21 protein-coding genes and 1 riboswitch are annotated in these 25,800 nt (G+C 71.4%); of the genes, 16 read left to right on the top strand and 5 right to left on the bottom strand.

Annotated elements, in window-relative coordinates; genetic code table 11:
• Positions 1 to 20: 20 nt before the first annotated feature.
• Positions 21 to 2,480 (bottom strand): DNA topoisomerase (ATP-hydrolyzing) subunit A, encoded by a 2,460-nt coding sequence (locus DEJ46_RS10045; RefSeq protein ID WP_150265351.1) that lies wholly within the window; start codon positions 2,478 to 2,480, stop codon positions 21 to 23.
• A 181-nt stretch (positions 2,481 to 2,661) separates the two neighbouring features.
• On the opposite strand from DEJ46_RS10045, the gene DEJ46_RS10040 reads away from it, so the two are divergent.
• The 4 genes from DEJ46_RS10040 to DEJ46_RS10025 all read left to right on the top strand — a co-directional run bounded on the left by DEJ46_RS10040 (position 2,662) and on the right by DEJ46_RS10025 (position 7,454).
• Positions 2,662 to 4,008 (top strand): M16 family metallopeptidase, encoded by a 1,347-nt coding sequence (locus tag DEJ46_RS10040; protein WP_150265349.1) that lies wholly within the window; start codon positions 2,662 to 2,664, stop codon positions 4,006 to 4,008.
• Positions 4,009 to 4,034: 26 nt separating this feature from the next.
• A complete protein-coding gene (locus DEJ46_RS10035) occupies positions 4,035 to 5,402 on the top strand; it encodes a M16 family metallopeptidase (protein WP_190623179.1) in 1,368 nt (455 codons plus the stop codon).
• Positions 5,403 to 5,627: 225 nt separating this feature from the next.
• Positions 5,628 to 5,791: riboswitch (cyclic di-AMP (ydaO/yuaA leader) on the top strand.
• 12 nt (positions 5,792 to 5,803) lie between these two features.
• Positions 5,804 to 6,586, top strand: a complete 783-nt coding sequence (locus DEJ46_RS10030; protein ID WP_150265345.1) for a M23 family metallopeptidase — start codon at positions 5,804 to 5,806, stop codon at positions 6,584 to 6,586.
• 184 nt (positions 6,587 to 6,770) lie between these two features.
• Positions 6,771 to 7,454 (top strand): GntR family transcriptional regulator, encoded by a 684-nt coding sequence (locus DEJ46_RS10025; RefSeq protein WP_150265343.1) that lies wholly within the window; start codon positions 6,771 to 6,773, stop codon positions 7,452 to 7,454.
• A 146-nt stretch (positions 7,455 to 7,600) separates the two neighbouring features.
• Here DEJ46_RS10025 and DEJ46_RS10020 read toward each other — a convergent pair whose 3' ends face one another.
• Positions 7,601 to 7,882, bottom strand: a complete 282-nt coding sequence (locus tag DEJ46_RS10020) for an HPr family phosphocarrier protein (protein WP_015036698.1) — start codon at positions 7,880 to 7,882, stop codon at positions 7,601 to 7,603.
• 175 nt (positions 7,883 to 8,057) lie between these two features.
• Between DEJ46_RS10020 and DEJ46_RS10015 the strand changes: the two genes are divergently transcribed.
• The 4 genes from DEJ46_RS10015 to DEJ46_RS10000 are packed head-to-tail and all read left to right on the top strand — an operon-like array spanning position 8,058 to position 13,595.
• Positions 8,058 to 11,045, top strand: a complete 2,988-nt coding sequence (locus tag DEJ46_RS10015) for a bifunctional GNAT family N-acetyltransferase/acetate--CoA ligase family protein (RefSeq protein ID WP_150265341.1) — start codon at positions 8,058 to 8,060, stop codon at positions 11,043 to 11,045.
• A gap of 38 nt (positions 11,046 to 11,083) precedes the next feature.
• Positions 11,084 to 11,680: a DUF5998 family protein gene (locus DEJ46_RS10010; protein WP_055645982.1), complete on the top strand. Its 597-nt coding sequence runs from the start codon at positions 11,084 to 11,086 to the stop codon at positions 11,678 to 11,680.
• Positions 11,680 to 12,885, top strand: coding sequence for an alkaline phosphatase family protein (locus DEJ46_RS10005; RefSeq protein WP_150265339.1), 1,206 nt, complete (start codon positions 11,680 to 11,682; stop codon positions 12,883 to 12,885). The genes DEJ46_RS10010 and DEJ46_RS10005 overlap by 1 nt, the downstream gene beginning before the upstream one ends.
• A 59-nt stretch (positions 12,886 to 12,944) precedes the next feature.
• Positions 12,945 to 13,595 (top strand): thymidine kinase, encoded by a 651-nt coding sequence (locus DEJ46_RS10000; protein ID WP_150265337.1) that lies wholly within the window; start codon positions 12,945 to 12,947, stop codon positions 13,593 to 13,595.
• Between the two features lie 194 nt (positions 13,596 to 13,789).
• Here the strand turns inward: DEJ46_RS10000 and DEJ46_RS09995 are convergent, their stop codons facing one another.
• Both DEJ46_RS09995 and DEJ46_RS09990 read right to left on the bottom strand, forming a co-directional pair.
• On the bottom strand, positions 13,790 to 15,544 hold the full coding sequence (locus DEJ46_RS09995) for an acetyl/propionyl/methylcrotonyl-CoA carboxylase subunit alpha (protein ID WP_150265335.1): 1,755 nt from the start codon (positions 15,542 to 15,544) through the stop codon (positions 13,790 to 13,792).
• A gap of 103 nt (positions 15,545 to 15,647) precedes the next feature.
• Positions 15,648 to 16,367: a response regulator transcription factor gene (locus tag DEJ46_RS09990; protein ID WP_411757738.1), complete on the bottom strand. Its 720-nt coding sequence runs from the start codon at positions 16,365 to 16,367 to the stop codon at positions 15,648 to 15,650.
• 411 nt (positions 16,368 to 16,778) lie between these two features.
• Between DEJ46_RS09990 and DEJ46_RS09985 the strand changes: the two genes are divergently transcribed.
• Together DEJ46_RS09985 and DEJ46_RS09980 are read left to right on the top strand one after the other, a co-directional pair.
• Complete coding sequence (locus DEJ46_RS09985) at positions 16,779 to 17,459, top strand: ScbR family autoregulator-binding transcription factor (RefSeq protein WP_150265331.1); 681 nt, start codon at positions 16,779 to 16,781, stop codon at positions 17,457 to 17,459.
• Between the two features lie 286 nt (positions 17,460 to 17,745).
• Positions 17,746 to 18,918, top strand: a complete 1,173-nt coding sequence (locus tag DEJ46_RS09980; RefSeq protein WP_190622545.1) for a sensor histidine kinase — start codon at positions 17,746 to 17,748, stop codon at positions 18,916 to 18,918.
• Positions 18,919 to 18,929: 11 nt separating this feature from the next.
• Here the strand turns inward: DEJ46_RS09980 and DEJ46_RS39095 are convergent, their stop codons facing one another.
• Positions 18,930 to 19,844, bottom strand: a complete 915-nt coding sequence (locus DEJ46_RS39095) for a helix-turn-helix domain-containing protein (RefSeq protein WP_190623348.1) — start codon at positions 19,842 to 19,844, stop codon at positions 18,930 to 18,932.
• Positions 19,845 to 20,238: 394 nt separating this feature from the next.
• Between DEJ46_RS39095 and DEJ46_RS09970 the strand changes: the two genes are divergently transcribed.
• From DEJ46_RS09970 to DEJ46_RS09945, 6 genes are all read left to right on the top strand, one after another.
• Entirely contained in the window at positions 20,239 to 21,717 is a 1,479-nt protein-coding gene (locus DEJ46_RS09970; protein ID WP_150265327.1) for an FAD-dependent monooxygenase, read from the top strand.
• A 50-nt stretch (positions 21,718 to 21,767) separates the two neighbouring features.
• On the top strand, positions 21,768 to 22,427 hold the full coding sequence (locus DEJ46_RS09965) for a TetR/AcrR family transcriptional regulator (RefSeq protein WP_150265325.1): 660 nt from the start codon (positions 21,768 to 21,770) through the stop codon (positions 22,425 to 22,427).
• A gap of 37 nt (positions 22,428 to 22,464) precedes the next feature.
• The gene (locus DEJ46_RS09960; protein WP_150265323.1) at positions 22,465 to 22,794 is read left to right on the top strand and encodes a TcmI family type II polyketide cyclase; all 330 of its coding nucleotides are present in this window, start codon (positions 22,465 to 22,467) and stop codon (positions 22,792 to 22,794) included.
• Entirely contained in the window at positions 22,751 to 24,100 is a 1,350-nt protein-coding gene (locus tag DEJ46_RS09955; protein ID WP_150265322.1) for a beta-ketoacyl-[acyl-carrier-protein] synthase family protein, read from the top strand. The genes DEJ46_RS09960 and DEJ46_RS09955 overlap by 44 nt, the downstream gene beginning before the upstream one ends.
• Complete coding sequence (locus DEJ46_RS09950) at positions 24,097 to 25,314, top strand: ketosynthase chain-length factor (protein WP_150265320.1); 1,218 nt, start codon at positions 24,097 to 24,099, stop codon at positions 25,312 to 25,314. The genes DEJ46_RS09955 and DEJ46_RS09950 overlap by 4 nt, the downstream gene beginning before the upstream one ends.
• 159 nt (positions 25,315 to 25,473) lie before the next feature.
• Positions 25,474 to 25,746 (top strand): acyl carrier protein, encoded by a 273-nt coding sequence (locus DEJ46_RS09945; RefSeq protein ID WP_150265318.1) that lies wholly within the window; start codon positions 25,474 to 25,476, stop codon positions 25,744 to 25,746.
• Positions 25,747 to 25,800 lie beyond the last annotated feature (54 nt).

Here is a 25,800-nt window from a genome sequence, read left to right as displayed (position 1 = left end):
CGCTACTTTCCGGACACCCCCTAGCTCGCCGGGCCCGCCAGCACCTCCACCGGCTGGGGGAGCGGCGTGCCCGAGCCGTCGCGGCGCGGGTCGACCTCCGGCAGTGGTGCCGGGGTGCCGTTCTTCTGCGCGGCCCGTGCCGGGGTGGCGCCCGCCCAGGCCAGGATCAGGACGTCCTCGCCCTTCAGGAACCGCTGGCAGCGGACACCGCCCGTCGCGCGGCCCTTGCGCGGGTACTGGTCGAAGGGGGTCAGCTTCGCCGACGTGCCCGCCGAGGCGTCGAGGGTGCCCGTGGAACCCGCGACGGTGAAGACCACGGCGTCCGCCGCCGGGTCCACGGCCGTGAACGAGAGCACCTCGGCGCCCTCGGTCAGCTTGATGCCCGCCATACCGCCGGCCGGGCGCCCCTGGGGCCGTACCTGCGCGGCCGGGTAGCGGAGGAGCTGGGCGTCGGAGGTGATGAAGACCAGGTCCTCCTCGCCCGACCGCAGCTCGGTCGCGCCGACGATCCGGTCACCGTCCTTGAGCGTGATGACCTCCAGCTCGTCCTTGTTCGCCGGGTAGTCCGGGACCACACGCTTCACCACGCCCTGCAGCGTGCCGAGCGCGAGACCGGGCGAGGACTCGTCGAGCGTGGTCAGGCAGACCACCGACTCGTCCGTCTCCAGGGACAGGAACTCCGAGAGCTGCGCGCCGCCGGCGAGGCTGGGGACGCTCGCGGTGTCCGGGAGCTGCGGCAGGTCGATCACCGCGATCCGCAGCAGCCGGCCGGCCGAGGTCACCGCGCCGACGTCGCCGCGCTGGGTGGCGGCCACCGCCGACACGATCAGGTCGTGCTTGGTGCGCGGCGCGTCCGGGTCGGCCGGCGGCAGCTCCGCCGTCGCCGTACGGGCCAGCAGTCCCGTCGAGGAGAGCAGCACGCGGCACGGGTCGTCCGCGACCTCAAGGGGGACGGCCGCGACGGGCGCGCCCGCGGATTCGAGCAGGACCGTCCGCCGGTCGGTGGCGAACTTCTTCGCGACCGCGGCCAGTTCCCCCGAGACCAGCTTCCGCAGCTCCGCGTCGGAGTCGAGGATCCCGGTCAGCTCGTCGATCTCCCCGTTGAGCCGGTCGCGCTCGGTCTCCAGCTCGATGCGGTCGAACTTGGTGAGGCGGCGTAGCGGGGTGTCCAGGATGTACTGCGTCTGGATCTCGCTCAGGGAGAAGCGCTCCATCAGGCGCTCCTTGGCCTGGGCGGAGTTCTCGCTCTCCCGGATGATCCGGATGACCTCGTCGATGTCGAGGAGCGCGACGAGAAGGCCGTCGACCAGGTGGAGCCGGTCGCGCTTCTTGGTACGGCGGAACTCGGAGCGGCGGCGGACGACCTCGAAGCGGTGGTCGAGGTAGACCTCCAGGAGCTCCTTGAGGCCGAGCGTGAGCGGCTGGCCGTCCACCAGCGCCACGTTGTTGATGCCGAAGGACTCCTCCATCGGCGTCAGCTTGTAGAGCTGCTCCAGGACCGCCTCCGGCACGAAGCCGTTCTTGATCTCGATGACGAGACGCAGGCCGTGGTTGCGGTCGGTGAGGTCCTTGACGTCCGCGATGCCCTGGAGCTTCTTGGAGCCGACGAGGTCCTTGATCTTGGAGATGACCTTCTCGGGGCCGACCGTGAAGGGCAGCTCGGTCACGATGATGCCCTTGCGGCGGGCGGTCACCGTCTCCACGGTCGCCGTGGCGCGGATCTTGAAGGAGCCGCGGCCCGACTCGTACGCGTCCTTGATGCCGGACAGGCCGACGATCCGGCCGCCGGTCGGAAGGTCGGGGCCGGGCACGAAGCGCATCAGGGTCTCGAGGTCGGCGCCCGGGTGGCGGATCAGGTGGCGGGCCGCCGCGATCACCTCGCCGAGGTTGTGCGGCGGCATGTTGGTCGCCATGCCGACCGCGATCCCGGACGCGCCGTTGACCAGCAGGTTCGGGTAGGCGGCGGGCAGCGCCACCGGCTCCTGCTCCTGGCCGTCGTAGTTCGGCGAGAAGTCGACCGTGTCCTCGTCGATGGACTCGGTCATCAGCAGCGCGGCGGGGGCCATGCGCGACTCCGTGTACCGCATGGCGGCGGGCGGGTCGTCGTTGCCGAGGGAGCCGAAGTTGCCGTGGCCGTCGACGAGGGGCAGCCGCATGGAGAAGGGCTGCGCCATGCGGACCATGGCGTCGTAGATCGACGCGTCGCCGTGCGGGTGGAGCTTGCCCATCACCTCGCCGACGACGCGGGCGCACTTGACGAACCCCCGGTCGGGCCGGAGCCCCATCTCGCCCATCTGGTAGACGATGCGGCGCTGGACGGGCTTCATGCCGTCGCGGGCGTCGGGGAGCGCGCGCGAGTAGATCACCGAGTACGCGTACTCGAGGAAGGAGCCCTGCATCTCGTCGACGACGTCGATGTCGAGGATCCTCTCCTCGTACGCGTCGTCCGGCGGCGGTGTCTTCGTGCTGCGGCGGGCCATCGCGGCTGCGGCTCCTTCACCAACAAGGTTGATCTGACGCGGACCATTGTGGACCGTGCCACCGACAACGCCGACCGCGACCCGGAAGAGGGACATCTGGAAGGGACGGGAACTTCGCGAGGTGTCGGCGCGCTTGCATACAGTGGCAGGACTTTTTCACATCGCGATCGAAGGGACGTACATGCCCATGGGTCACACGGCCACGGCCGAGGCCGGCTCCGGCGGCCTGACAGCGACCGAGCACCGGTTGGCGAACGGCCTGCGCGTGGTGCTCTCGGAGGACCACCTGACCCCGGTCGCCGCGGTCTGCCTCTGGTACGACGTCGGCTCGCGGCACGAGGTCGAGGGGCGCACGGGCCTCGCCCACCTCTTCGAGCACCTGATGTTCCAGGGCTCGAAGCAGGTCCACGGCAACGGGCACTTCGAGCTGGTGCAGGGCGCGGGCGGCTCGCTCAACGGCACGACGAGCTTCGAGCGCACCAACTACTTCGAGACCATGCCCACCCACCAGCTGGAGCTCGCGCTCTGGCTGGAGGCCGACCGCATGGGCTCGCTGCTCGCGGCCCTGGACGACGAGTCCATGGAGAACCAGCGGGACGTCGTCAAGAACGAGCGCCGCCAGCGGTACGACAACGTGCCGTACGGCACGGCCTTCGAGAAGCTGACCGCGCTGGCCTACCCGGAGGGCCACCCGTACCACCACACACCGATCGGGTCCATGGCGGACCTGGACGCCGCCACGCTGGAGGACGCGCGGAACTTCTTCCGCACGTACTACGCGCCGAACAACGCGGTGCTGTCGGTCGTCGGCGACATCGACCCGGAGCAGACCCTCGCCTGGGTCGAGAAGTACTTCGGCTCCATCCCCTCCCACGACGGCAAGCGGCCCCCGCGCGACGGCTCGCTGCCCGACGTCATGGGCACGGAGCAGCGTGTGGTCCTCGTCGAGGAGGTCCCGGCGCGCGCGCTCATGGCCGCCTACCGGCTGCCGCACGACGGGACGCGCGAGTGCGACGCCGCCGACCTGGCCCTGACGGTCCTCGGCGGTGGCGAGTCCTCCCGCCTGCACAACCGCCTGGTCCGCCGGGACCGGACGGCCGTCGCCGCCGGCTTCGGCCTGCTGCGGCTCGCCGGGGCCCCCTCGCTGGGCTGGCTGGACGTCAAGACCTCCGGCGGCGTCGAGGTCCCGCAGATCGAGGCGGCCGTCGACGAGGAGCTGGCCCGCTTCGCCGCCGAGGGCCCGACGCCCGAGGAGATGGAGCGCGCGCAGGCCCAGTTGGAGCGCGAGTGGCTCGACCGGCTCGGCACCGTCGCGGGCCGCGCCGACGAACTGTGCCGCTTCGCGGTGCTGTTCGGCGACCCGCAGCTCGCCCTCACCGCCGTCGACCGGGTCCTCGACATCACCGCCGAGGAGGTGCGGGCGGCCGCCGCGGCCCGGCTGCGCCCCGACAACCGCGCGGTGCTCGTCTACGAGCCGGTGACGACCGAACAGAGCGACAGCGACGAGGAAGAGGGAGCGGACCAGTGACCGACGCTGCCGTGTCTTTGACGAGCATGGACTTCCACCCGCAGCCCGCGCCGGGCGTCGCCAGGCCCTGGGCCTTCCCGGCCCCGGACCGCGGCTCCCTGGCCAACGGCCTGACCGTGCTGACCAGCCACCGCCCCGGCCAGCAGGTCGTGGCCGTGGAGCTCTTCCTGCCCGCCCCGCTGGACGCCGAGCCGGCCGGTCTCGACGGTGTCGCCACGATCATGGCCCGCGCGCTCTCCGAGGGCACGGACCAGCGCGACGCCGAGGAGTTCGCGGCCGAGCTGGAGCGCTGCGGCGCCACGCTCGACGCGCACGCGGACCACCCGGGCGTGCGGGTCTCCCTCGAGGTGCCCGTCTCCCGGCTGCCCAAGGCGCTCGGGCTGCTCTCCGAGGCGCTGATCGCCCCGGCGTTCCTGGAGACCGAGATCGAGCGCCTCGTGCGCAACCGCCTCGACGAGATCCCGCACGAGACGGCCAACCCGGCCCGCCGCGCGGCCAAGCAGCTCTCCAAGGAGCTGTTCCCGGCCGAGTCGCGCATGTCCCGGCCGCGTCAGGGCACGGAGGAGACGGTCGCCGCGATCGACGCCGCCGCGGTCCGCGCCTTCTACGAGGCGTACATCCGCCCCGGCACGGCCACCGCCGTGGTGGTGGGCGATCTGACGGGCGTCGACCTGGACAAGGTCCTCGCCGAGACGCTGGGCACCTGGACCGGAGAGCCGGCCGAGGCGCTCGCGATGCCGCCGATCACCGCCGACGACACCGGACGGGTCGTCATCGTGGACCGTCCCGGCGCGGTCCAGACCCAGTTGCTGATCGGCCGGATCGGTCCGGACCGCCACGACAGCGTCTGGGCGGCTCAGGTCCTCGGCACGTACTGCCTCGGCGGCACGCTGACCTCGCGGCTCGACCGGGTCCTGCGCGAGGAGAAGGGCTACACGTACGGCGTGCGGGCCTTCGGGCAGGTGCTCCGCTCCGACGCCGAGGGGAACGGCGCGTCGATGCTCGCCATCAGCGGCTCGGTCGACACCCCCAACACCGGTCCGGCACTTGACGACCTGTGGAAGGTGCTGCGGACCCTCGCCGCGGAAGGTCTTAACGACGCGGAGCGAGAGACGGCCGTGCAGAACCTGGTGGGTGTGGCACCGCTCAAGTACGAGACGGCCGCCTCGGTCGCCGGGACGCTCTCCGACCAGGTCGAGCAGCACCTCCCGGACGACTACCAGGCCCAGTTGTACGCGCGCCTGGCCGAGACGGGCACGGTCGAGGCGACCGCGGCCGTGGTCAGCGCCTTCCCGGTGGACCGGCTCGTCACGGTGCTCGTGGGCGACGCGGCGCAGATCGCCGAGCCCGTGCGCGCGCTCGGCATCGGTGAAGTCACCGTGGTGACCGGCTGATCGCACCCGCCGGGCCGCGGGGTCGCACCCGCCGGGCCGGCGACGGAAGGCCTCGACGTCATGATTTCGTCGAGGCCTTCCGCTTTGTCCGGATTAGAGGGCAAGGGTGGCTGTCTGCCCTGTGGCATGTCTTACAAACTGACGTGTCTGTTTGGCGATTGAAAGGCGATCCGCATAGCGTCGGTGCGTCTGTTCGTCAGTTGCACGCGCCGCACTCGCGGCAGCGGACAGTCATCGCCGAGTCCCCGTCAGGCGCGAGCCTGGGGAGCCGGGGACCCACACAGTCCCTGGGGTGAATCGGGCGCCTTCGTCGCGTACGGAGGGGCCCGTAGGAGACCTTCCTGCTCCGAACCCGTCAGCTAACCCGGTAGGCGAGAAGGAAGGAAAGGATCAGCCCCTACATGGCGTTCACCCGTGCCACCGGGAAGCATCGTGGTCCGAGCCGGATGGCGCGCCGCAGCGTGGGCATCGCCGGCGCCGCGACGCTCGCCACCACCGGCGTCATCGGAACCCTCGCCTCCCCGGCGCTCGCCGCCGACACGGAGAGGCGCTCCCCCGAGGACACCGGGCTCACGCAGGTGATCACCGAGGACTCGCTCGCCGACCGGATCGACGCCCAGGCTGCCGCCCAGGAGCAGGAGGCCTTCGAGGCCATCGCCAAGGAGAAGGCCCAGGCGGAGGCCCGCGCCGAGGCGAAGCGCAAGGCCGAGGCCCGTGCCAAGGAGGTCCGCGAGGAGCGCGAGCGCGCCGCCCGCGAGGCCGAGCGCAAGCGCCTCAACTCCTTCCAGCTCCCCGTGGCCGGCTCGTACGTGACCACCGGCTACAAGACCGGCGGCTCGCTCTGGTCCTCCGGCAGCCACTCCGGCATCGACTTCCACGCCTCCTACGGCAGCTCGGTCGTCTCCGTCGGCTCCGGCACCGTCGTCGAGGCCGGCTGGGGCGGCGCGTACGGCAACAACATCGTCATCCGGATGAACGACGGCACGTACACCCAGTACGGTCACCTCTCGTCCATCGGGGTCTACGTCGGCCAGAGCGTCGAGCCGGGCCAGCAGATAGGCATCTCGGGCTCGTCCGGCAACTCGACCGGCCCGCACCTCCACTTCGAGGCGCGGACGGGCTCCGACTACGGCTCGGACCTGAACCCCATCTCGTACCTGCGTGCCCGCGGCGTCAGCCTCTGACGCCACGCCGATCACGTCGCAGAAGCCCCGGCTCGCACTGAGTCGGGGCTTTTTGCCGACCGGAACATATGCCTGGATTCCGGAGGGGCATCGGAATTTCCGGCCTCCTGCAATAGAGTCGCGGAACGGACGCAGAACAGGCGTCGCTCGAATTGTCTCTCGCGGACCAAGGCGGAGGTCGGACATGCGCGTTCCCGCGCAATCGGTATGCACGGCGATCCGGGACGACATCGTCTCCGGTGTCTTCGAGCGGGGTGGGCGGCTGACCGAGGAGCAGCTCGCGCGCCGCTACGGGGTCTCCCGTGTCCCGGTCCGCGAGGCCCTGCGCACCCTGGAGTCCGAGGGCTTCGTCGTCACCCGCCGCCACGCCGGCGCCCATGTCGCCGAGCCCACCGAGCAGGAGGCGGCCGATCTGCTCGACATGCGGGCCCTGCTGGAACCGCTGGGGGCGGCCCGGGCCGCGCAGCGGCGCACCGAGGCACACCTGAAGGTGCTGCGGGGCCTGGTCAGGCTGGGGCAGGAGCGGGCCAGGCGCGGCCAGGGCGAGGATCTGCGCTCGCTCGGGGGCTGGTTCCACGAGACGCTGGCGCAGGCCTCCGGCAGCCCGGCCCTGACCGCGCTGCTCACTCAGCTCCGGCACAAGATCGCCTGGATGTACGCGGTCGAGCAGCCCGCCCATCCCGTGGAGGCCTGGACCGAGCACGGTGCCATCGTGGACGCCGTCGCGCGCGGCGACGCCGAGCGGGCCAGGGCCCTGACGGCGCTGCACGCGGAGCGCTCGCTGGCGCTGCACCGGCTCAAAAGGCCGGAGCGCGGCCGTGTGAGGGTTTCGCAACATGTCGTCAACACGGCGAGCGGCCAGAATTAACGCGCGCACCGTATACAAAGAAGAGTAATTCGGGGGAGCCATTTTGTGCTGCCCGGAAATGCCGGGAAATGCAGACTCCGAAAACGCGAGAACCGCGGCCGCCGGAATTTCGGCAGCCGCGGTTCTCGTCGTACGGGAAAGTGGGGTCAGACGGTCTCGGGGAGCTCGTCGAGGCCCTCGGCCACCAGCTTCGCGAGACGGTCGAGCGCGGCCTCGGCGCCGTCGGCCTCCGAGGCCAGGACGATCTCCTCGCCGCCCTGCGCGCCCAGGCCGAGCACCGCGAGCATCGAGGCGGCGTTCACGGGGGTGCCGTCGGACTTGGCGATCGTCACCGGAACGCCGGAAGCCGTGGCGGCACGGACGAAGATGGACGCGGGGCGGGCGTGGAGGCCCTCGGCCCAGCCGACGTTGACGCGGCGCTCAGCCATGGTGTTGCCCTTCAAGTCTCAAGCGGGTTGTCTAGACCAGTCTCTCACGGGATGCGTGATGCTCGTGCCGACCTCCGGCCCGGGCGGGACCGCCTTTCGGCCCTCCCCACCTTGCACGGCACGCACCCGCCGCGCGACCGGTGCCGGTGTCGTGCACCGGCCGTAGGCTGACCCCATGCAGAGCGCGTCGGAGCAGTCGGAAGCGGCGGATCGACCGGCACCACCGGCATCACCGGAGCACGCCTATCCCGATCACTGGGAGGCGGACGTGGTGCTCCGGGACGGCGGCACCGCGCGCATCAGGCCGATCACCGCCGACGACGCCGACCGGCTGGTCAGCTTCTACGAGCAGGTGTCGGACGAGTCGAAGTACTACCGCTTCTTCGCGCCCTACCCACGGCTCTCCGCCAAGGACGTCCACCGCTTCACCCACCACGACTTCGTCGACCGGGTGGGCCTCGCCGCGACCGTGGGCGGCGAGTTCATCGCCACCGTCCGCTACGACCGCATCGACGACCGAGGCATGCCCGCCTCGCACCCGGCCGACGAGGCCGAGGTCGCCTTCCTCGTCCAGGACGCCCACCAGGGACGCGGCGTCGCCTCCGCCCTCCTCGAACACATCGCGGCGGTCGCGCGGGAGCGGGACATCCGGCGCTTCGCCGCCGAGGTGCTCCCCGCCAACAACAAGATGATCAAGGTCTTCACCGACGCGGGCTACACCCAGAAGCGGAGCTTCGAGGACGGCTCCGTCCGGCTCCACCTCGACCTCGAACCGACCGACCGCTCCCTCGCCGTCCAGCGCGCGCGGGAGCAGCGCGCCGAGGCCCGGTCCGTCCAGCGGCTCCTCACCCCCCGCTCCGTCGCCGTCGTCGGCGCGGGGCGCGCCCCCGGCGGCGTCGGCCGGACCGTCCTCCGCAATCTCCTCGGGGCCGGCTTCACCGGCCGAGTCCACGCGGTGAACGCGGCGCTCACCGACGGGCCCGCGGAGCTCGACGGCGTCCCCGCCCACCCCTCCGTGGCGGCCATCGGCGAGCCCGTGGACCTGGCGATCGTCGCCGTCCCCGCCGAGCGGGTGCCGGAGGTCGTCGCCGACTGCGGCGAGCACGGAGTGCAGGGCCTCGTCGTCCTCTCCGCCGGATACGCGGAGAGCGGCCCGGCCGGCCGGGAGCGGCAGCGCCAGCTCGTACGGCAGGCCCGCTCGTACGGGATGCGGATCATCGGACCCAACGCCTTCGGGATCATCAACACCTCCGAGGACATCCGGCTCAACGCCTCCCTCGCCCCCCACATGCCGGCCGCCGGGCGGATCGGGCTCTTCGCCCAGTCCGGGGCGATCGGGATCGCCCTCCTCGCCGGACTCCACCGGCACGGCGCCGGGCTCTCCTCCTTCATCTCGGCCGGAAACCGCGCCGACGTGTCCGGCAACGACTTCCTCCAGCACTGGTACGACGACCCGGGCACGGACGTCGTCCTCCTCTATCTGGAGTCGATCGGCAATCCCCGGAAGTTCACCCGGCTGGCCCGCCGCACCGCCGCCGTCAAACCGGTCGTGGTCGTCAAGGGCGCCCGGCACAGCGGCAGCGCGCCGCCCGGCCACCGGGTGCCCGTCACCCGCATCCCGCACGCCACGGTCTCCGCGCTGCTGCGCCAGGCCGGGGTGATCCGCGTCGACACCGTCACCGAGCTCGTGGACGCCGGACTGCTCCTCGCCGCCCAGCCGCTGCCCGCCGGGCCCAGGGTCGCGATCCTCGGCAACTCCGAGTCGCTCGGCCTGCTCACGTACGACGCCTGCCTGACCGAGGGACTGCGCCCGCTGCGCCCGCTCGACCTGACGACCGCGGCGGGCCCGGCGGACTTCCGGGACGCGCTCGCGGCGGCGCTCGCGGACGAGACGTCCGACGCGGTCGTGGTGACGGCGATCCCCTGGGTCGGGGAGAACGGCGCCACCGAGTCCGGCGACGGGGAGGTCCTCGCGGCCTCCCTGCGAGAGGCCGTCGCGTCGGTCCCCGCCCCGGCGAAGCCCGTCGTCGTCGTCCACGTCGAGATGGGCGGCCTGGCGGAGGCCCTCGCGGTCGCGACGAGCACCCGACCGGCACCGGCGGGGACCCGTACGGCACCTGCATCGACATCGGCACCCGCGTCGGCATCGGCCTCCGCGCCGTCCCCGTCCCCGGCCCACCCCGGGAAGCCCACCGGCGACGCCGCCGCGCCCCCGGCGCAGACCGCCGCCCCGGCCGGCCCCGAGAGCACCGCCGAGGCCGACGCCTCCCAGGCCGCCGACCGCCACACCACCATCCCCGCCTACCCCGCCGCCGAGCGCGCCGTGCGGGCGCTGGCCGAGGCCGTGCGGTACGGGCAGTGGCGGCGCCAGGCCGCCGAGCCCGGGCGGGTGCCCGAGTACGAGGACATCGACGAGGCGGGAGCCGCCTCGCTCATCGAGCGCGTGCTCGGCGCCGGCGGCGACACGGACACGCGCGGTGTGACCCTCGACACCGCTGACGCGGGGGAGTTGCTCTCGCGGTACGGGATCACGGTCCTGCCCACCCTCCCCGCGCCCACCCCGGACGCCGCCGTCGACGCCGCCCGCCGGCTCGGCTACCCCGTCGCGCTCAAGACGACCGCGCCCCACCTGCGCCATCGCCCCGACCTCGGCGGCGTCCGGCTCGACCTGGCCACCGAGGAGCAGCTCCGCACGGCCTACGCCGAGCTGACCGAGGTCCTGGGCAAGCCCGAGGAGCTCCAGCCCGTCGTCCAGGCGATGGTGCCCCGGGGCGTCGACACCCTCGTCCGCTCCGCCATCGACCCCGCCGTCGGGGCCGTCCTGTCCTTCGGCCTCTCCGGCGCGGCCTCCGAGCTCCTCGGCGACACGGCCCACCGGCTGGTCCCCGCCACCGACCGGGACGCCGCCGAGCTCGTACGCTCCATCCGCACCGCCCCGCTGCTGTTCGGCTGGCGCGGATCCGCCCCGGTAGACACCCCCGCCCTGGAGGAGCTCCTGCTCAGGGTCTCCCGGCTCGTCGACGACCACCCGGAGGTGGTGGCGGTCTCCCTGGAGCCGGTCGTCGTGGCCCCACGCGGGCTGTCCGTCCTCGGGGCCACCGTCCGACTGGCCCCGCCCCCGCCCCGCACCGACCTCGGCCCGCGCCGCCTGCCGAGTTACTGAGGCTCTGAGGGGGCCCACGGCCCCGTAGGATGGAGTCCATGGCGAAGAGCGGTACGACGACCCAGGGGCTGCGCGCGGCGATCGAGCGCAGCGGCTACTACCCGGCCCTCGTGGCCGAGGCGGTGGAGGCCGCTGTCGGCGGCGAGGCCGTGGCGTCGTACGTGGTGCACCAGGAGACCACCTTCGACGCGAACGAGGTCCGGCGCCACGTCACCGTCCTCGTCCTGACGCCGCACCGCTTCATCGTGAGCCACACCGACGAGCAGGCCGCCGACACCAGCTCCCCGACGCCGTACGCCACGACGTCCACCGAGTCCGTGAAGCTCGACCGGATCTCCTCGGTCGTCGTCAGCCGGGTCGTGGCCAACCCCGAGTCGTACACCCCGGGCACGCTGCCCCGCGAGGTGGTGCTCACCATCGGCTGGGGCGCCGTCTCCCGCATCGACCTGGAGCCCGCCGCCTGCGGTGACGCCAACTGTGACGCCGACCACGGCTACACGGGCAACGCCACGGCCGACGACCTCAGCCTGCGGGTGAGCGAGGCCGGCGACGGTCCGGACACCGTCCGGCAGACCCTGGCCTTCGCCCAGGCGCTCTCCGAAGCGATCGCGGCCACCGCCGCCACCGCTCGCTGATGGTGCAGCCCACCGCCTTCGCCCACGGCTGGCCCGACGACCCGGTCCCGCTGTCCCCGGACACCGCGCCGGTGCCCGAGTACACCTTCGGCTCCCTCGGCGACCTGCTCCCGACGCTCGTCGCGGCGCAGGGCGTGCCCGGCTTCGCCCCGCGGATCGCGGAGCTGGCCCCGGCCGACCGGAACTGCGTCTTCCTGATCGACGGGCTCGGCTGGGAGCAGATCGCGTCCCATCCGGACGAGGCCCCGTACCTGACCTCGCTGATCGGCTCCTCGCGCGGCGGCACGGGCCGCCCGGTCACCGCCGGGTTCCCCGCCACCACCGCGACCTCGCTCGCCTCCGTCGGCACCGGCCGCTACCCCGGTACGCACGGGCTGCCGGGCTACACCGTGCGCAACCCCGACACCGGCGAGCTGATGAACCAGCTGCGCTGGCGGCCGTGGACCGAGCCGCGCGTCTGGCAGCCGTACCCGACCGTCTTCCAGCTCGCGCACGCGGCCGGGATCCACACCGCCCAGGTGTCCTCCCCGATCTTCGAGCAGACCCCGCTCACCCAGATCGCGCTCAGCGGCGGAACGTTTCACGGACGGCTCAGCGGCGAGGAGCGCATGGACTTCGCCGCCGAGCAGCTCGCCGCCGGCGACCGCTCGCTGGTGTACACGTACTACAGCGAACTCGACGGCGCGGGACACCGCTTCGGCATCGACTCCGACGCCTGGCGCGGACAGCTCATGTTCGTCGACCGGCTCGTGCAGCGTCTCGCGGAGCAGCTGCCGCCCCGCTCCGCGCTGTACGTCACGGCCGACCACGGCATGGTCGACATCCCCTTCGACGAGCAGCACCGCATCGACTTCGACGAGGACTGGGAGCTGCGCGCCGGCGTGGCCCTGCTCGGCGGCGAGGGCCGTGCCCGTCATGTGTACGCGGTCCCCGGCGCCGAGGCGGACGTCCTCACCTGCTGGCGCGAGGTGATCGGCGAGCAGTTCTGGGTGGCGAGCCGGGACGAGGCCATCGCCCTGGGCTGGTTCGGCGACGAGATCGACGACCGGGTGTACGGGAGGATCGGCGACGTGGTCGCCGCGGCCCACGACGACGTCGCGATCACCGCGTCCGTGAACGAGCCCCACGAGTCGGCGATGGTCGGCATGCACGGGTCCATGACCCCCGCGGAGCAGCTCGTCCCGCTGCTCGAAGTCCGTTCCTGACGTCTTCTCGAAACCCCTCCGGACACCCTCCCCCCGACCTGAAAGGTCCCCGACCCGTCATGCCCGAGCTGGTCTTCTTCTCCGGAACCATGGATTGCGGGAAGAGCACCCTGGCCCTCCAGATCGCCCACAACCGCGACGCGCGCGGGCTCCAGGGCGTGATCTTCACGCGTGACGACCGGGCGGGGGAGGGCAAGCTGTCCTCCCGGCTCGGCCTGGTGACGGAGGCGGTCGAGGCTCCGCAGGGCATGGACCTGTACGCGTACCTCGTCACGCAGCTGTCCCAGGGCGGCAAGGCCGACTACGTGATCGTCGACGAGGCGCAGTTCCTCGCGCCGGAGCAGATCGACCAGCTCGCCCGTATCGTCGACGATCTCGGCCTCGACGTCTTCGCCTTCGGCATCACGACGGATTTCCGGACCAGGCTCTTCCCCGGGTCGCAGCGCCTGATCGAGCTGGCGGACCGGATCGAGCAGCTCCAGGTCGAGGCGCTGTGCTGGTGCGGTGCCCGGGCCACGCACAATGCCCGTACGGTCGGTGGAGAGATGGTGATCGAGGGCGAGCAGGTCGTGGTCGGGGACGTGAACCGGCCGGCGGAGGAGATCGGTTACGAGGTCCTCTGCCGCCGCCACCACCGCCGGCACATGACCTCGGCCACGGCCCACGCCGGCGCCCTCTCCCCGGACGTCCTCCCGGTGAACCACGCCTGACTGCTCCGAGGTGCTGTCGTCGGCCGTGTCTTTCTCCGCAGCTGAGCTCGATCGGTCGCGCGCATGCTCGTAGCGCCGTGCCGGCGGCCTCAGCGGGTCTCCCGCCTGGTGGGGCGAGACCGGCTGACGGAGGCGGGGCCCCGGCCGACGACGTCGGCCGGGCCCGGGCGGATCTGGGCGCTGGCGGGGGCGGGTCAGTCCTTGATCTCGCAGATCGCGGCGCCGGAGGTGAGCGAGGTACCCACGGCCGCACTCAGATCCTTGATGATGCCTGCCTTGTGCGCGTTCAGCGGCTGTTCCATCTTCATGGCTTCGAGGACGACGACCAGGTCGCCCTCGGCCACCTCCTGGCCCTCTTCGACGGCGACCTTGACGATGGTGCCCTGCATCGGGGAGGCGAGGGTGTCGCCGGAGGCGGCCGGGCCGGACTTCTTGGCGGAGCGGCGCTTCGGTTTGGCGCCGGCGGCCAGACCGGTGCGGGCCAGTGCCATGCCCAGGCTGGAGGGCAGGGAGACCTCCAGGCGTTTGCCACCGACCTCGACGACGAGCGTCTCCCGTCCCGCCCCGTCCTCCGCCTCCACGTCGGATCCGGTGGAGAAGGGTGTGACGGCGTTGACGAACTCCGTCTCGATCCATCGTGTGTGGACACGGAAGGGATCGGCGGTGAACGCCGGGTCGACGACGACGGCCCGATGGAACGGGATGGCGGTGGCCATGCCCTCCACCGTGAACTCGGCCAGGGCGCGGGCGGCGCGCTGGAGCGCCTGCTCGCGGGTCGCGCCGGTGACGATCAGCTTGGCCAGGAGCGAGTCCCAGGCCGGGCCGATGACACTGCCCGTCTCCACGCCCGCGTCCAAGCGGACGCCGGGGCCGGAGGGCGGGGCGAAGAGGGTGACGGTGCCGGGCGCGGGCAGGAAGCCGCGGCCCGGGTCCTCGCCGTTGATACGGAACTCGAAGCTGTGGCCGCGTACTTCGGGGTCGCCGTAGCCGAGGGCCTCGCCGTCGGCGATCCGGAACATCTCGCGGACCAGGTCGATGCCGGTGACCTCTTCGGTGACCGGGTGCTCGACCTGGAGGCGGGTGTTGACCTCCAGGAAGGAGATCGTGCCGTCGAGGCCGACGAGGAACTCGACCGTGCCGGCGCCGACGTAGCCGGCCTCCTTCAGGATCGCCTTCGACGCCGCGTACAGTTCGGCGTTCTGTGCCTCCGTCAGGAAGGGCGCGGGGGCCTCCTCGACGAGCTTCTGGTGGCGGCGCTGCAGCGAGCAGTCACGGGTCGAGACGACGACCACGTTGCCGTGGGTGTCGGCGAGGCACTGGGTCTCGACGTGCCGGGGCCTGTCGAGGTAGCGCTCCACGAAGCACTCGCCACGGCCGAAGGCCGCGACGGCCTCGCGAACCGCCGATTCGTACAGCTCCGGGACCTCCTCCAGGGTGCGGGCCACCTTCAGGCCACGCCCGCCACCGCCGAAGGCGGCCTTGATCGCGATGGGCAGGCCGTGCTCCTGCGCGAACGCCACGACCTCCTCGGCGCCCGACACCGGGTCCGGCGTACCGGCGACCAGCGGGGCACCGGCGCGCTGCGCGATGTGACGGGCCGCGACCTTGTCACCCAGGTCACGGATCGCCTGCGGCGGCGGACCGATCCAGGTCAGCCCCGCGTCCAGCACCGCCTGCGCGAACTCGGCGTTCTCCGACAGGAAGCCGTAGCCGGGGTGGACGGCGTCCGCGCCCGAGTCCTTCGCAACGGCCAGCACCTTGGCGATGTCCAGGTACGACGCCGCCGGCGTGTCGCCGCCCAGGGCGAATGCCTCGTCCGCGGCCCGCACATGCAGCGCGTCCCGGTCCGGGTCGGCGTAGACGGCTACGCTCGCGATCCCGGCATCCCGGCAGGCCCGGGCAACACGGACAGCGATCTCGCCTCGATTGGCTATGAGTACCTTGCGCACGATGGCTCCCTCCTCCGGACGCTCCGGATACCTCGCTCACCCTCACCGGAGGCCGCTTCAGGGATCAACGCCCTTGAGTACAGACCTTGGTCAACTCCCTCACTCAGGGATGGCCGAGCCGGAAGCCGACCCCTCGTACGGTGATGACCCAGCTGCTGGCTCCCAGCTTGTTGCGCAGGCTGCTGACGTGCGTGTCGATGGTGCGCCCCGGCCGCGACCAGGAGTCGTCCCAGACCTGGGTCATCAACTGCTTGCGTGAGATGACCGTTTCGGGCTGGGAGGCCAGCAGGTGCAGCAGGTCGAACTCCTTGCGTGTCACCTCGACGGACCGGCCGTCGAGGCGGATCTCGCGCGTACCGGCGTCGATCCTCAGCGGACCGCGCATGATGACCTGTTCAAGGGGCTGCGGCGGCCTGACCCTGCGCATGATCGCTTCCATCCGGGCCATCAGCTCACGGAAGCCGTAGGGCTTGACCATGTAGTCGTCCGCTCCGGCCTGCAGGCCCAGCACCCGGTCGAGTTCGGAGTCGCGCGCGGTGACGGCGATGATCGGGGTTTCGCAGGTGGCCCGGACGCTGCGGCACACCTCGAGACCGTCCAGGTCGGGCAGATCGAGGTCGAGCAGGATCAGGTCGGCACTCCGGTGCACCTGCAGCGCCTTGGCGCCGGTGGCGACACTCTCGGCCTGGTATCCGTGTCGGCGCAGGCCGAGCACCAAGGAGTCGGCGGCTCGGGCCTCGTTCTCCACCACGAGGATCCGCAGCGCCTCCCGACGGGGACGGGCGGCGGGTTCCGCCGCTGGTACGTAGGGATCCTGCCCCACCGGGGACTCCGAGTCGCGGTGTCGCGATATCCGCGGTGCCAGCAGGTCTGTCGGCTGCCCATCCATTCGTCTCTCCCCCATGTCAGCGCACCGGGCGCATCCTAAGTAGACGTTCGACAAGAGAATACAAACCGCGTTGGCGGTTTGTCAAAGTTCCCCGGGCCCCGCCTGGGGCTTTCGCGAGTCCCCACTCGCACTGCTGTCCGAATTGAACCGGTTGGCCACATTTCTCGGGACCCTTGTGCGATCCTTCATGCAAACATGACCGTCACTTGGTCGACCATGCGTTCCGTCAAGCGGAATGATCGGTACTCGGCCATTCGGGAGCAGCGGGGCCCAACTGGTAGAGATCAAACCAGCGTGCTGGTTTGATACATCCGTGAGGCATACGTTCGCGACGGGAGTCAAACAGTGAGCAAACAGGAGCGGGCCGCCCGTACCCGCAACGCGCTGATCCGCTCGGCGGCCGATCTCTTCGAGCGGCACGGCTACGTCAAGGCCAGCCTGGACGAGATCAGTTCGGGCGCCGGCGTGAGCCGTGGCGCCCTGCACTTCCACTTCGCGAACAAGGCCGCCGTGGCCGACGCCGTCGAGACGGCCGCCGCCCTCTCCCTGCGCAGGGCGGCGGACGACGCCGGGCCGGCGCACGTGAACGCCCTGCAGGCGCTGGTGGACCTCTCGCACGCGCTGGCGCGCCTGCTGCACAAGGAGGTGGTGGTGCGCGCCGGGTTCCGGCTCAACTGTGAGACGGGGCTGCACACCGACCTCAGCCTCCGCCGGCAGTGGCAGCGATGCGTGCAGAGGCTCGTGGCCCAGGCCGCGCGCGAGAAGGTGCTCGCCGCGGGGGTGTCGCAGGAGCGATTCGTCGCCACCGTGGTGGCCGCGACCACCGGGTTCGAGGTGCTGAGCAGGAGTGACAGGGACTGGCTGTCCCCCTACGCGCTCGCGGGGTTCTGGCAGTTGCTGCTGCCGGCGGTGGCCTCCCCGCGTGTGCTGGGAGGGCTCGATCCGAGCGGTACGGACTCGGTGCGCGACGGTGCGCCGGGTCTGCCCGGGCAGTTCGCGCCCATCAGGGACGTGCGGCCCCACTGACACGCGTGGGCCTCGATGCCGCGGGGGAGCGGGGCCCCCTCGGTGCTGCCCGGTGAAACCGGGTGACCGGTTTCACCGGGGCGTTTTGTCCATGTATAGGCATATCGGCGAAGGATGAACCCTGGGTCTCTCGCATGCCGGGTGCTTGACAAACAGGCAGACCGGTTTGTTATTTTTCCGTACCCGCCCTACTTCAACCTCAGCCGTCGGAGACCACCGTCGGCATACTCGAACGAGGCTGATCATGGAGATACGACCTCTTCCGGCCGGCCGGTCCGGGATCGGCATGCTGGAATCCTTTGTGGGACAGGGGTTCGCAGCCGCCCTGCAGGACGGCCTGAGCCGGTCCGTCTCGCCGTACGCCTCCGCGCCCCGCAGCGGGTCCGGACGCCGCTTCGGTCCGCTGCAGCGCCATGACCCCGCCCAACAGCACCTGGAAGGTGCCGAGTTACCTGATGGCGTGCTGCTGCCCCAGGAGACCGGCGCGATCCTTCGTCTCTTCGAGCAGCGGCTGCACTCGGCGCTCCAGTCCGACCGTGAACTCGAACTGGACACCCTCGCGGTGCGGGCTGCGCTGACCGCCTGCGCCCACCGGATCCTCGACGACGCCGGGGTGAAGGCCGACGGCGCGGGCGCCGAATCCGCACCCCACGGAACCGGCTTGCCGGCCCTGACCCCGGAGCTGATCTCTGCGGCGGGCAGTCTGCTGACCGAGTGCGCCCTGCTGCATGTCCTCGCGGGCACGCACTCCACGCAAGCCGTCGCGCGCGCGATCGCGCTGATCCAGCCGATCGGCCGGGCCATCCGCAGACAGAGCGCCGCCCGGCCCGTGCCGGCCGACGCGCACCGCGACCTGTGGCACGAACGGCGCAGACTGGCCCGGGAGATGCACGACGGGCTCGGCACCAATCTCTCCGTGGCACTCCGCCGCCTGGAGCTCCGCGCCGAACACGACGAGGACCCCGACGGGCATCTCGCCGCCGCCGGAACCTGCCTGCGCTCGGCCCTCGGCCACGCGCGCGACCTGGTCACCGGCCTGCGCGAGGAGACCGTGGTGCCGCCACTCCGGGAGGCAGTCGAATCCTTCGCCGCGCAGGCGGCGCCCGACTCGGTCGACGTCACCTTCTCCGCCACCGGTGCCGAGCGCCTCGTGCCCGACTCCTCTCGGCACCAGATCTTCCTCGCCGTACGTGAATGCCTGCGCAACTGCTTCGAGCACGCGGCGGCCGACCAGGTCACGGTGACCAGCCGCGTCACACGCCGCTGGGCTCACGTCCGGGTGAAGGACAACGGCATCGGCTTCGACGCCGACGGCATCGGCCCGGACACGCATGAAGGCAACGGGCTGCGCTGCATGTCGGAACGCATCGCGGAGATCGGTGGGCGCATCACGGTCGACAGCAGGCCCGGAGAGGGGACCAGCATCGACATCCACCTTCCCCTCCACGCGCGGCCGTAGACACGGAGGAGTCAGGGCGAGCGGCGCAGGGCGTTGAGCGTCCGCAGCACGTCGGCGTGGTGGTAGTAGGTGCGGCCCTGCTTGCTGTGGCGGCGCCACTTCTGCTGGCTCGCGTGGCGGTAGACCGTGCCCGACGGGATGCTCCACAGCCGGGCGACATCGGCCGCGGTGAACCAGGTCACCGGCTGAGCCTCGGGCTCGCCCGTCTCGCGCCGGTCGGCCTGTGCCCCGCCGGCGTCCTCCCCGCGGGTGGTCAGGGCCGTACGGGCGCTGAGCCGACGGCTCAACTGCAGCCACTGGTGGCCGAGCCAGTGGTGTTCCGGGGAGGCGTCACAGCTGATCTCGGCCGGCACCGCCGGACGGTCCGGGCGGACCACGGCGGTGAGGCCGCCGGGGCAGCCGTGCTCCACGCAGTCGCCGATGGTCACGCGGCGCTGCGGGCCGGGGTCGATCACCCGCCAGGCGCCGCGCGCCAACCGGGCGACCTCCAGGGAGAGATCGCCCGCCGCCTCATGGGTGGTGAGCCAGTCGGCGTGCCGCCGCAGAAACGCGGTGAGCAGCGGGACCGTGCGCCGCGGCCCGGGAACGCGGCGCTGTTCGGCGACCACGCCGGCCCATGAGGACAGCACCGCGAGAATGGACGAACGGACCTCCAGGGCCGCGGTGTTGAGGGGCATGCCCGGCAGCGCGCCACCCGAGGTCTTCTCCCGCGTGCCGTTCGAGCTGCCGTCGATCCGCCGCGCGCACTCCTCGTACAGGGCGGGCAGTCGTCCGAGCTCCTGGAAGAGGCGTTCCCGGCAGGTCGGGCACAGCCGGGTGCCGGTGACGGCGAGGCGCCTGGCCCGCCCCGCGGACTCGCGGCGCCGGCACTCCGCGCCCGCGCACACCGTGGTCCCCCTGGCCGTTCGGATCGTTCCGTGGATCACCGTAGCCCCCACTCGTCATTGTCTGCAGGAATGGCAACGTAATTCCTGCATTCAGTACGGGACAAGCGCCCGAGGGCAATCTGTGGAATCTCTGACGTGCATTTCAATGTTCTCTCGCATGGCTTGGGAGAGCTGACGTCGGCCGTCTGCGGCGAGTCGAGTTTGCATTTCCCTGTAACTCTTCTGACCAGCTGATTCCCGTCATGTAGCTGCGTGACGGAACATTACGGAGACCTGAACGGAGAGGTCTTGTGGTTCCTTTCCGGAGCGAAGAAGCTCATTACTAGCTTCCGATGTTCTGTCTTGAGACGCGAGTGCTTCCGTATTCGTACGACCGGGAAGCGTGAATGCCTCAATCCCTGAAGGAAACCCCGAGATGGCCAAGGAGAGGTACATGGACGCAGCAGTGATTGTCGTGGGCGCGGGCCCCGCCGGAATGATGCTGGCGGGCGAACTGCGGCTCGCGGGAGTCGATGTCGTCGTCCTGGAGCGCCTCGCGCAGCGCACCGGGGAGTCCCGGGGGCTCGGCTTCACCGCCCGCACCATGGAGGTCTTCGACCAGCGGGGCATCCTGCCGCGCTTCGGTGACGTCGAGACCAGCAACCAGGGGCACTTCGGCGGTCTGCCGATCGACTTCGGTGTCCTCGAAGGCGCCTTGCAGGCGGCCAAGACGGTCCCGCAGTCCGTCACCGAGACGCACCTGGAGCAGTGGGCCGGCAGCCTCGGCGCCGACATCCGGCGCAGCCACGAGGTGCTCTCGCTGACCGACGACGGCGACGGCGTCACGGTCGAGGTGCGCGGCCCCGAGGGCGAACACACCCTGCGCGCCGCCTACGTGGTGGGATGCGACGGCGGACGCAGCCTGGTGCGCAAGGCCGCGGGCTTCGACTTCCCCGGCACCCCCGCCACGATGGAGATGTACCTCGCCGACATCAAGGGCATCGAGCTCGCGCCCCGCATGATCGGCGAGACACTGCCCGGCGGCATGGTCATGGTCGGCCCGCTGCCCGGCGGCATCACCCGCATCATCGTCTGCGAGCGCGGCACCCCGCCGCGGCGGCGCGAGACCCCGCCCTCCTTCGAGGAGGTCGCCGACGCCTGGAAGCGGCTCACCGGGGACGACATCTCGCACGCCGAGCCGGTCTGGGTCAGCGCCTTCGGCAACGCGACCCGCCAGGTCACCGAATACCGTCGCGGCCGCGTCATCCTGGCAGGCGACTCCGCGCACATCCACCTGCCCGCCGGCGGGCAGGGCATGAACACCAGCATCCAGGACGCCGTGAACCTCGGCTGGAAGCTCGGCGCCGTGGTCAACGGCACCGCGCCGCAGGACCTGCTGGACACCTACCACAGCGAGCGGCACGCGGTCGGCAAGCGGCTCCTGATGAACACCCAGGCCCAGGGCCTGCTGTTCCTCAGCGGACCCGAAGTGCAGCCGCTGCGCGACGTACTGGGCGAGCTCATCAAGTACGAAGAGGTCGCCAAGCACCTCGCCGCCATGGTGAGCGGTCTGGAGATCACGTACGACGTCGGCACCGGCAGCCACCCGCTGCTCGGCAAGCGCATGCCCCACCTGGAGCTGCTGACCGGCTCGGGCCGCACGACCTCCAGCACCGAACTGCTGCACTCCGCTCGCGGTGTGCTGCTCGACCTCACGGACAACCCCCGCCTTCGCGCACGCGCCGGGGCCTGGTCCGACCGTCTCGACATCGTCACCGCCACCCCGGGCGCCGGCTCCGCGGCCGCCGAGCTCGAGGGCACCACGGCCGTGCTCGTACGCCCCGACGGCTACGTCGCCTGGGCCGCCCCCGGCAGCCACCACGACCTGCCGATGGCGATCGAGCGCTGGTTCGGCAAGCCGTCGGCCGCCTGAACACCGCCGCGCATCCGCTCAGACCAGCACGTCAAAGGGAGGAACACCGAATGGCAACGCCGCAGGCAACGATCGCGCGGGTCCAGGCCGGTCCGGCGGAGGAGCGCCAGGCCGTCGTACGGGCGGCGCGCACCGTCTTCGCCCGGGAGGGCTGGACCCACACCACCGTCGAGGCCATCGCCGTCGAGGCCGGCCTCGAACAGGCCATGGTCGAGCACTACTTCAAGGACAAGGAGCAGCTGCTGCTCTCCGTCCTGCTGGACAGCGCCGCCTCCGTCGCCGCAGCGCTGACGGTCGTCGCCGAGGAGCACCTGGGCCAGGTCACCGACCTGGAGCGGGACCTCACCGCCCTGGGCCACGCCTGGCTGACACCGCTCACCGCCTTCCCCGAGCACTTCGCCATCGTGCGGCACCTCAGCGCCGAGGTGACCAGGCTGCCGGCCGGAGTGCTGGAGATGTGGCAGACCGCGGGACCTCGCCAGGCCCAGCGTGAACTGGCCCGCCGACTCGCGCTCATCGCCGTCGAAGGACTCCTCGACATCGCCGACGCCGACCACGCCGCCGGCCGCTTCATCCAGCTGGTCGCCGGTCAGGTCGTACAGCGGTCGTTCCATGGCGCGCTCCCGCTCGCGGACTTCGAAACCGACGCGCTGATCGCCGACGGGGTGGCGGACTTCATCCGCCTCTTCAGCCCCGCATCCGTCCGCTGAAAGGCGAACAGCCGCCCACCCACGGAAGAGAGAAGACATGCACAGCACCCTGATCGTGGCCCGGATGGACGTGGAGTCCAGCGTCGAGGTCGCCAAGCTCTTCGGCGAGTTCGACCGGACCGAGATGCCGCACCGCATGGGTACCCGGCGCCGCCAGCTGTTCTCGTACAAGGGCCTGTACTTCCACCTGCAGGACTTCGACGGCGAGAACGGCGGCGAGCTGATCGAGGACGCCAAGACCGACCCGCGGTTCGTCCAGATCAGCCAGGACCTCAAGCCGTTCATCGAGGCATACGACCCGGCGACCTGGCGGTCCCCGGCCGATGCCATGGCCACCCGCTTCTACAACTGGACGGCAGCTCAGTGATGCCGGTCCGCGCCAACACGAGGGGAGGCCACCGCTAGTGGGCCGCCGGGTAGTAATCACAGGTCTTGGAGTGCTCGCGCCGGGCGGAATCGGCGCCAAGAACTTCTGGAGTCTGCTCAGCGAAGGACGCACGGCGACCCGGGGGATCACCTTCTTCGACCCCTCCTCCTTCCGCTCCAGGGTCGCGGCCGAGGCCGACTTCGACCCCGCGCTGCACGGACTGACCCCGCAGGAAATCCGCCGCATGGACCGCGCCGCCCAGTTCGCCGTGGTCACCGCACGTGAGGCGCTCGCGGACTCCGGGCTCGACCTCGCGGGATTCGACCCGCACCGCACCGGTGTCACCATCGGCAGCGCGGTCGGCGCGACCACCGGGCTCGACGACGAGTACCGCGTGGTCAGCAACGACGGCCGGCTCGACCTGGTCGACCACACCTACGCGCCGCCGCACCTGTACAACCACTTCGTACCGAGCTCCTTCGCCGCCGAAGTGGCCTGGGCCGTGGGCGCCGAGGGCCCGGCCACCGTGGTCTCCACCGGCTGCACCTCCGGTCTCGACTCGGTCGGCCACGCCGTCGAGCTGATCCGCGAGGGCACCGCCGACATCATGATCACCGGCGCGACGGACGCCCCGATCTCGCCGATCACGATGGCGTGCTTCGACGCGATCAAGGCCACCACGCCGCGCAACGACGACCCCGAGCACGCCTCGCGGCCCTTCGACGGCACCCGCAACGGCTTCGTCCTCGGCGAGGGCAGCGCCGTCTTCGTCCTCGAGGAGCTCGAGAGCGCGAAGAAGCGCGGCGCGCACATCTACGCCGAGATCGCCGGCTACGCCTCGCGCTGCAACGCCTTCCACATGACGGGCCTTCGTCCCGACGGCCGGGAGATGTCGGAGGCCATCGACGTGGCCCTCGCCGAGGCCCGGATGAACCCGGACCGGATCGACTACATCAACGCCCACGGCTCCGGCACCAAGCAGAACGACCGGCACGAGACCGCCGCGTTCAAGCTGAGCCTCGGCGAGCACGCGTACCGCACGCCGGTGAGCTCCATCAAGTCGATGGTGGGTCACTCGCTCGGCGCGATCGGCTCGATCGAGATCGCCGCGTCCGTGCTGGCGATGGAGAACCACGTGGTGCCGCCCACCGCGAACCTGCACACCCCCGACCCGGAGTGCGACCTCGACTACGTCCCGCTCACCGCGCGTGAGCACCGCACGGACGCGGTCCTGACGGTCGGCAGCGGCTTCGGCGGTTTCCAGAGCGCGATGGTGCTGGCCCGTCCCGAGAGGAGCCAGGCGTGAGCGCCAAGACGATCATCACCGGTATCGGCGTCGCCACCCCCAACGGGCTCGGCGTGGACGACTTCTGGGCTGCGACCCGGGTCGGAAAGAACGCCATCGACCGGATCACCCGCTTCGACGCCTCGTCCTACCCGTCGCAACTGGCGGGTGAGATCAGGGGGTTCGAGGCGTCGGACCACCTGCCCAGCAGGCTGATCCCGCAGACCGACCGGATGACCCGGCTCGCCCTCGTCGCGGCGGACTGCGCCTTCGAGGACGCCGGGGTCAAGCCGGGCGACATCCCCGAGTTCGACATGGGCGTCGTCACCGCATCCACGTCGGGCGGCTTCGAGTTCGGCCAGAACGAGCTGCAGAAGCTGTGGAGCCAGGGCAGCCAGTACGTCAGCGCGTACCAGTCCTTCGCCTGGTTCTACGCCGTCAACAGCGGCCAGATCTCCATCCGCAACGGGATGCGCGGCCCCAGCGGTGTCGTCGTCAGCGACCACGCGGGCGGTCTCGACGCGATCGCCCAGGCGCGCCGGCAGATCCGCAAGGGCAGCAAGCTGATCTTCTCCGGCGGCTTCGACGCGTCGATCTGCCCCTGGGGCTGGGTCGCGCAGATCGCCGGCGGCCGGCTGTCCACCAGCGACCAGCCGGAGCGCGCCTATCTGCCCTTCGACGCGGCGGCCGGCGGCTATGTGCCCGGCGAGGGCGGCGCGCTGCTCATCCTCGAGGACCGGCAGTCGGCCCTCGAGCGCGACGCCGAGAACGTCTACGGCGAGGTCGCCGGCTACGGGTCGACCTTCGACCCGAAGCCCGGCAGCGGCCGTGAGCCCGGGCTGCGCCGCGCCATCGAGGTGGCGCTCGCCGACGCCGGTGTCGAGGCCGGCCAGGTCGACGTGGTCTTCGCCGACGCCGCCGGCACCCCGCAGCTCGACCGCGAGGAAGCCGACGCCATCACCGCGGTGTTCGGCCCCGCCGGCGTCCCCGTCACCGCGCCCAAGACGATGATCGGCCGCCTCTACTCCGGCGCGGGCCCGGTCGACGTCGTCTCCGCGGTCCTGGCGATCCGCGAAGGCCTCATCCCGCCGACCACCAACGTGGTGCTGTCGCCCGACTACGACATCGACCTGGTGACCGGCCAGCCGCGCACCGCCTCGGTGCGTACCGCGCTGGTGCTCGCCCGGGGCTACGGCGGCTTCAACTCCGCCGTGGTGATCCGCGCCGTCGACTAGACCGCGCCGCCCACCAGATCTCCGCCGCCGCCCCTCTCCCCCCGGGGAGCGGCGGCGGGTACTCCACGGCATCCGCCCTCCTTCCCCCACAGGGGCGGCGGGTGTTCCACCTGACCTCGCGCCCGTCCACCAGGCGCGGCACCTTACGAAAGGACCCCCATGTCGAAGCAGGAATTCACCATCGAGGACCTCAAGCGCATCCTGCTGGAGGGCGCCGGCGCCGACGAGGGCGTCGACCTCGACGGCGACATCCTCGACGCCGACTTCGAGGAGCTGGGCTACGAGTCCCTCGCGCTCCTGGAGACCGGCGGCCGCATCGAGCGGGAGTACGGCATCTCCCTCGACGACGAGATATTCACCGAGAACCGCACCCCGCGCACCCTCGTGGTGGCGATCAACACCTACCTCGGGGAGCTCGCGTCCGCCGCGTAGCGCGGCGCCCGGCCCATGCACCCCCTTGTGGCACCGCCGCGCCGTAGCGCGGCG

The organism is Streptomyces venezuelae (assembly GCF_008642375.1).
In the GTDB taxonomy this organism is placed as follows: domain Bacteria; phylum Actinomycetota; class Actinomycetes; order Streptomycetales; family Streptomycetaceae; genus Streptomyces; species Streptomyces venezuelae_G.
Note: the sequence above shows the minus strand (reverse complement) of the source record. Positions and strands in the feature narration are given on the sequence as shown.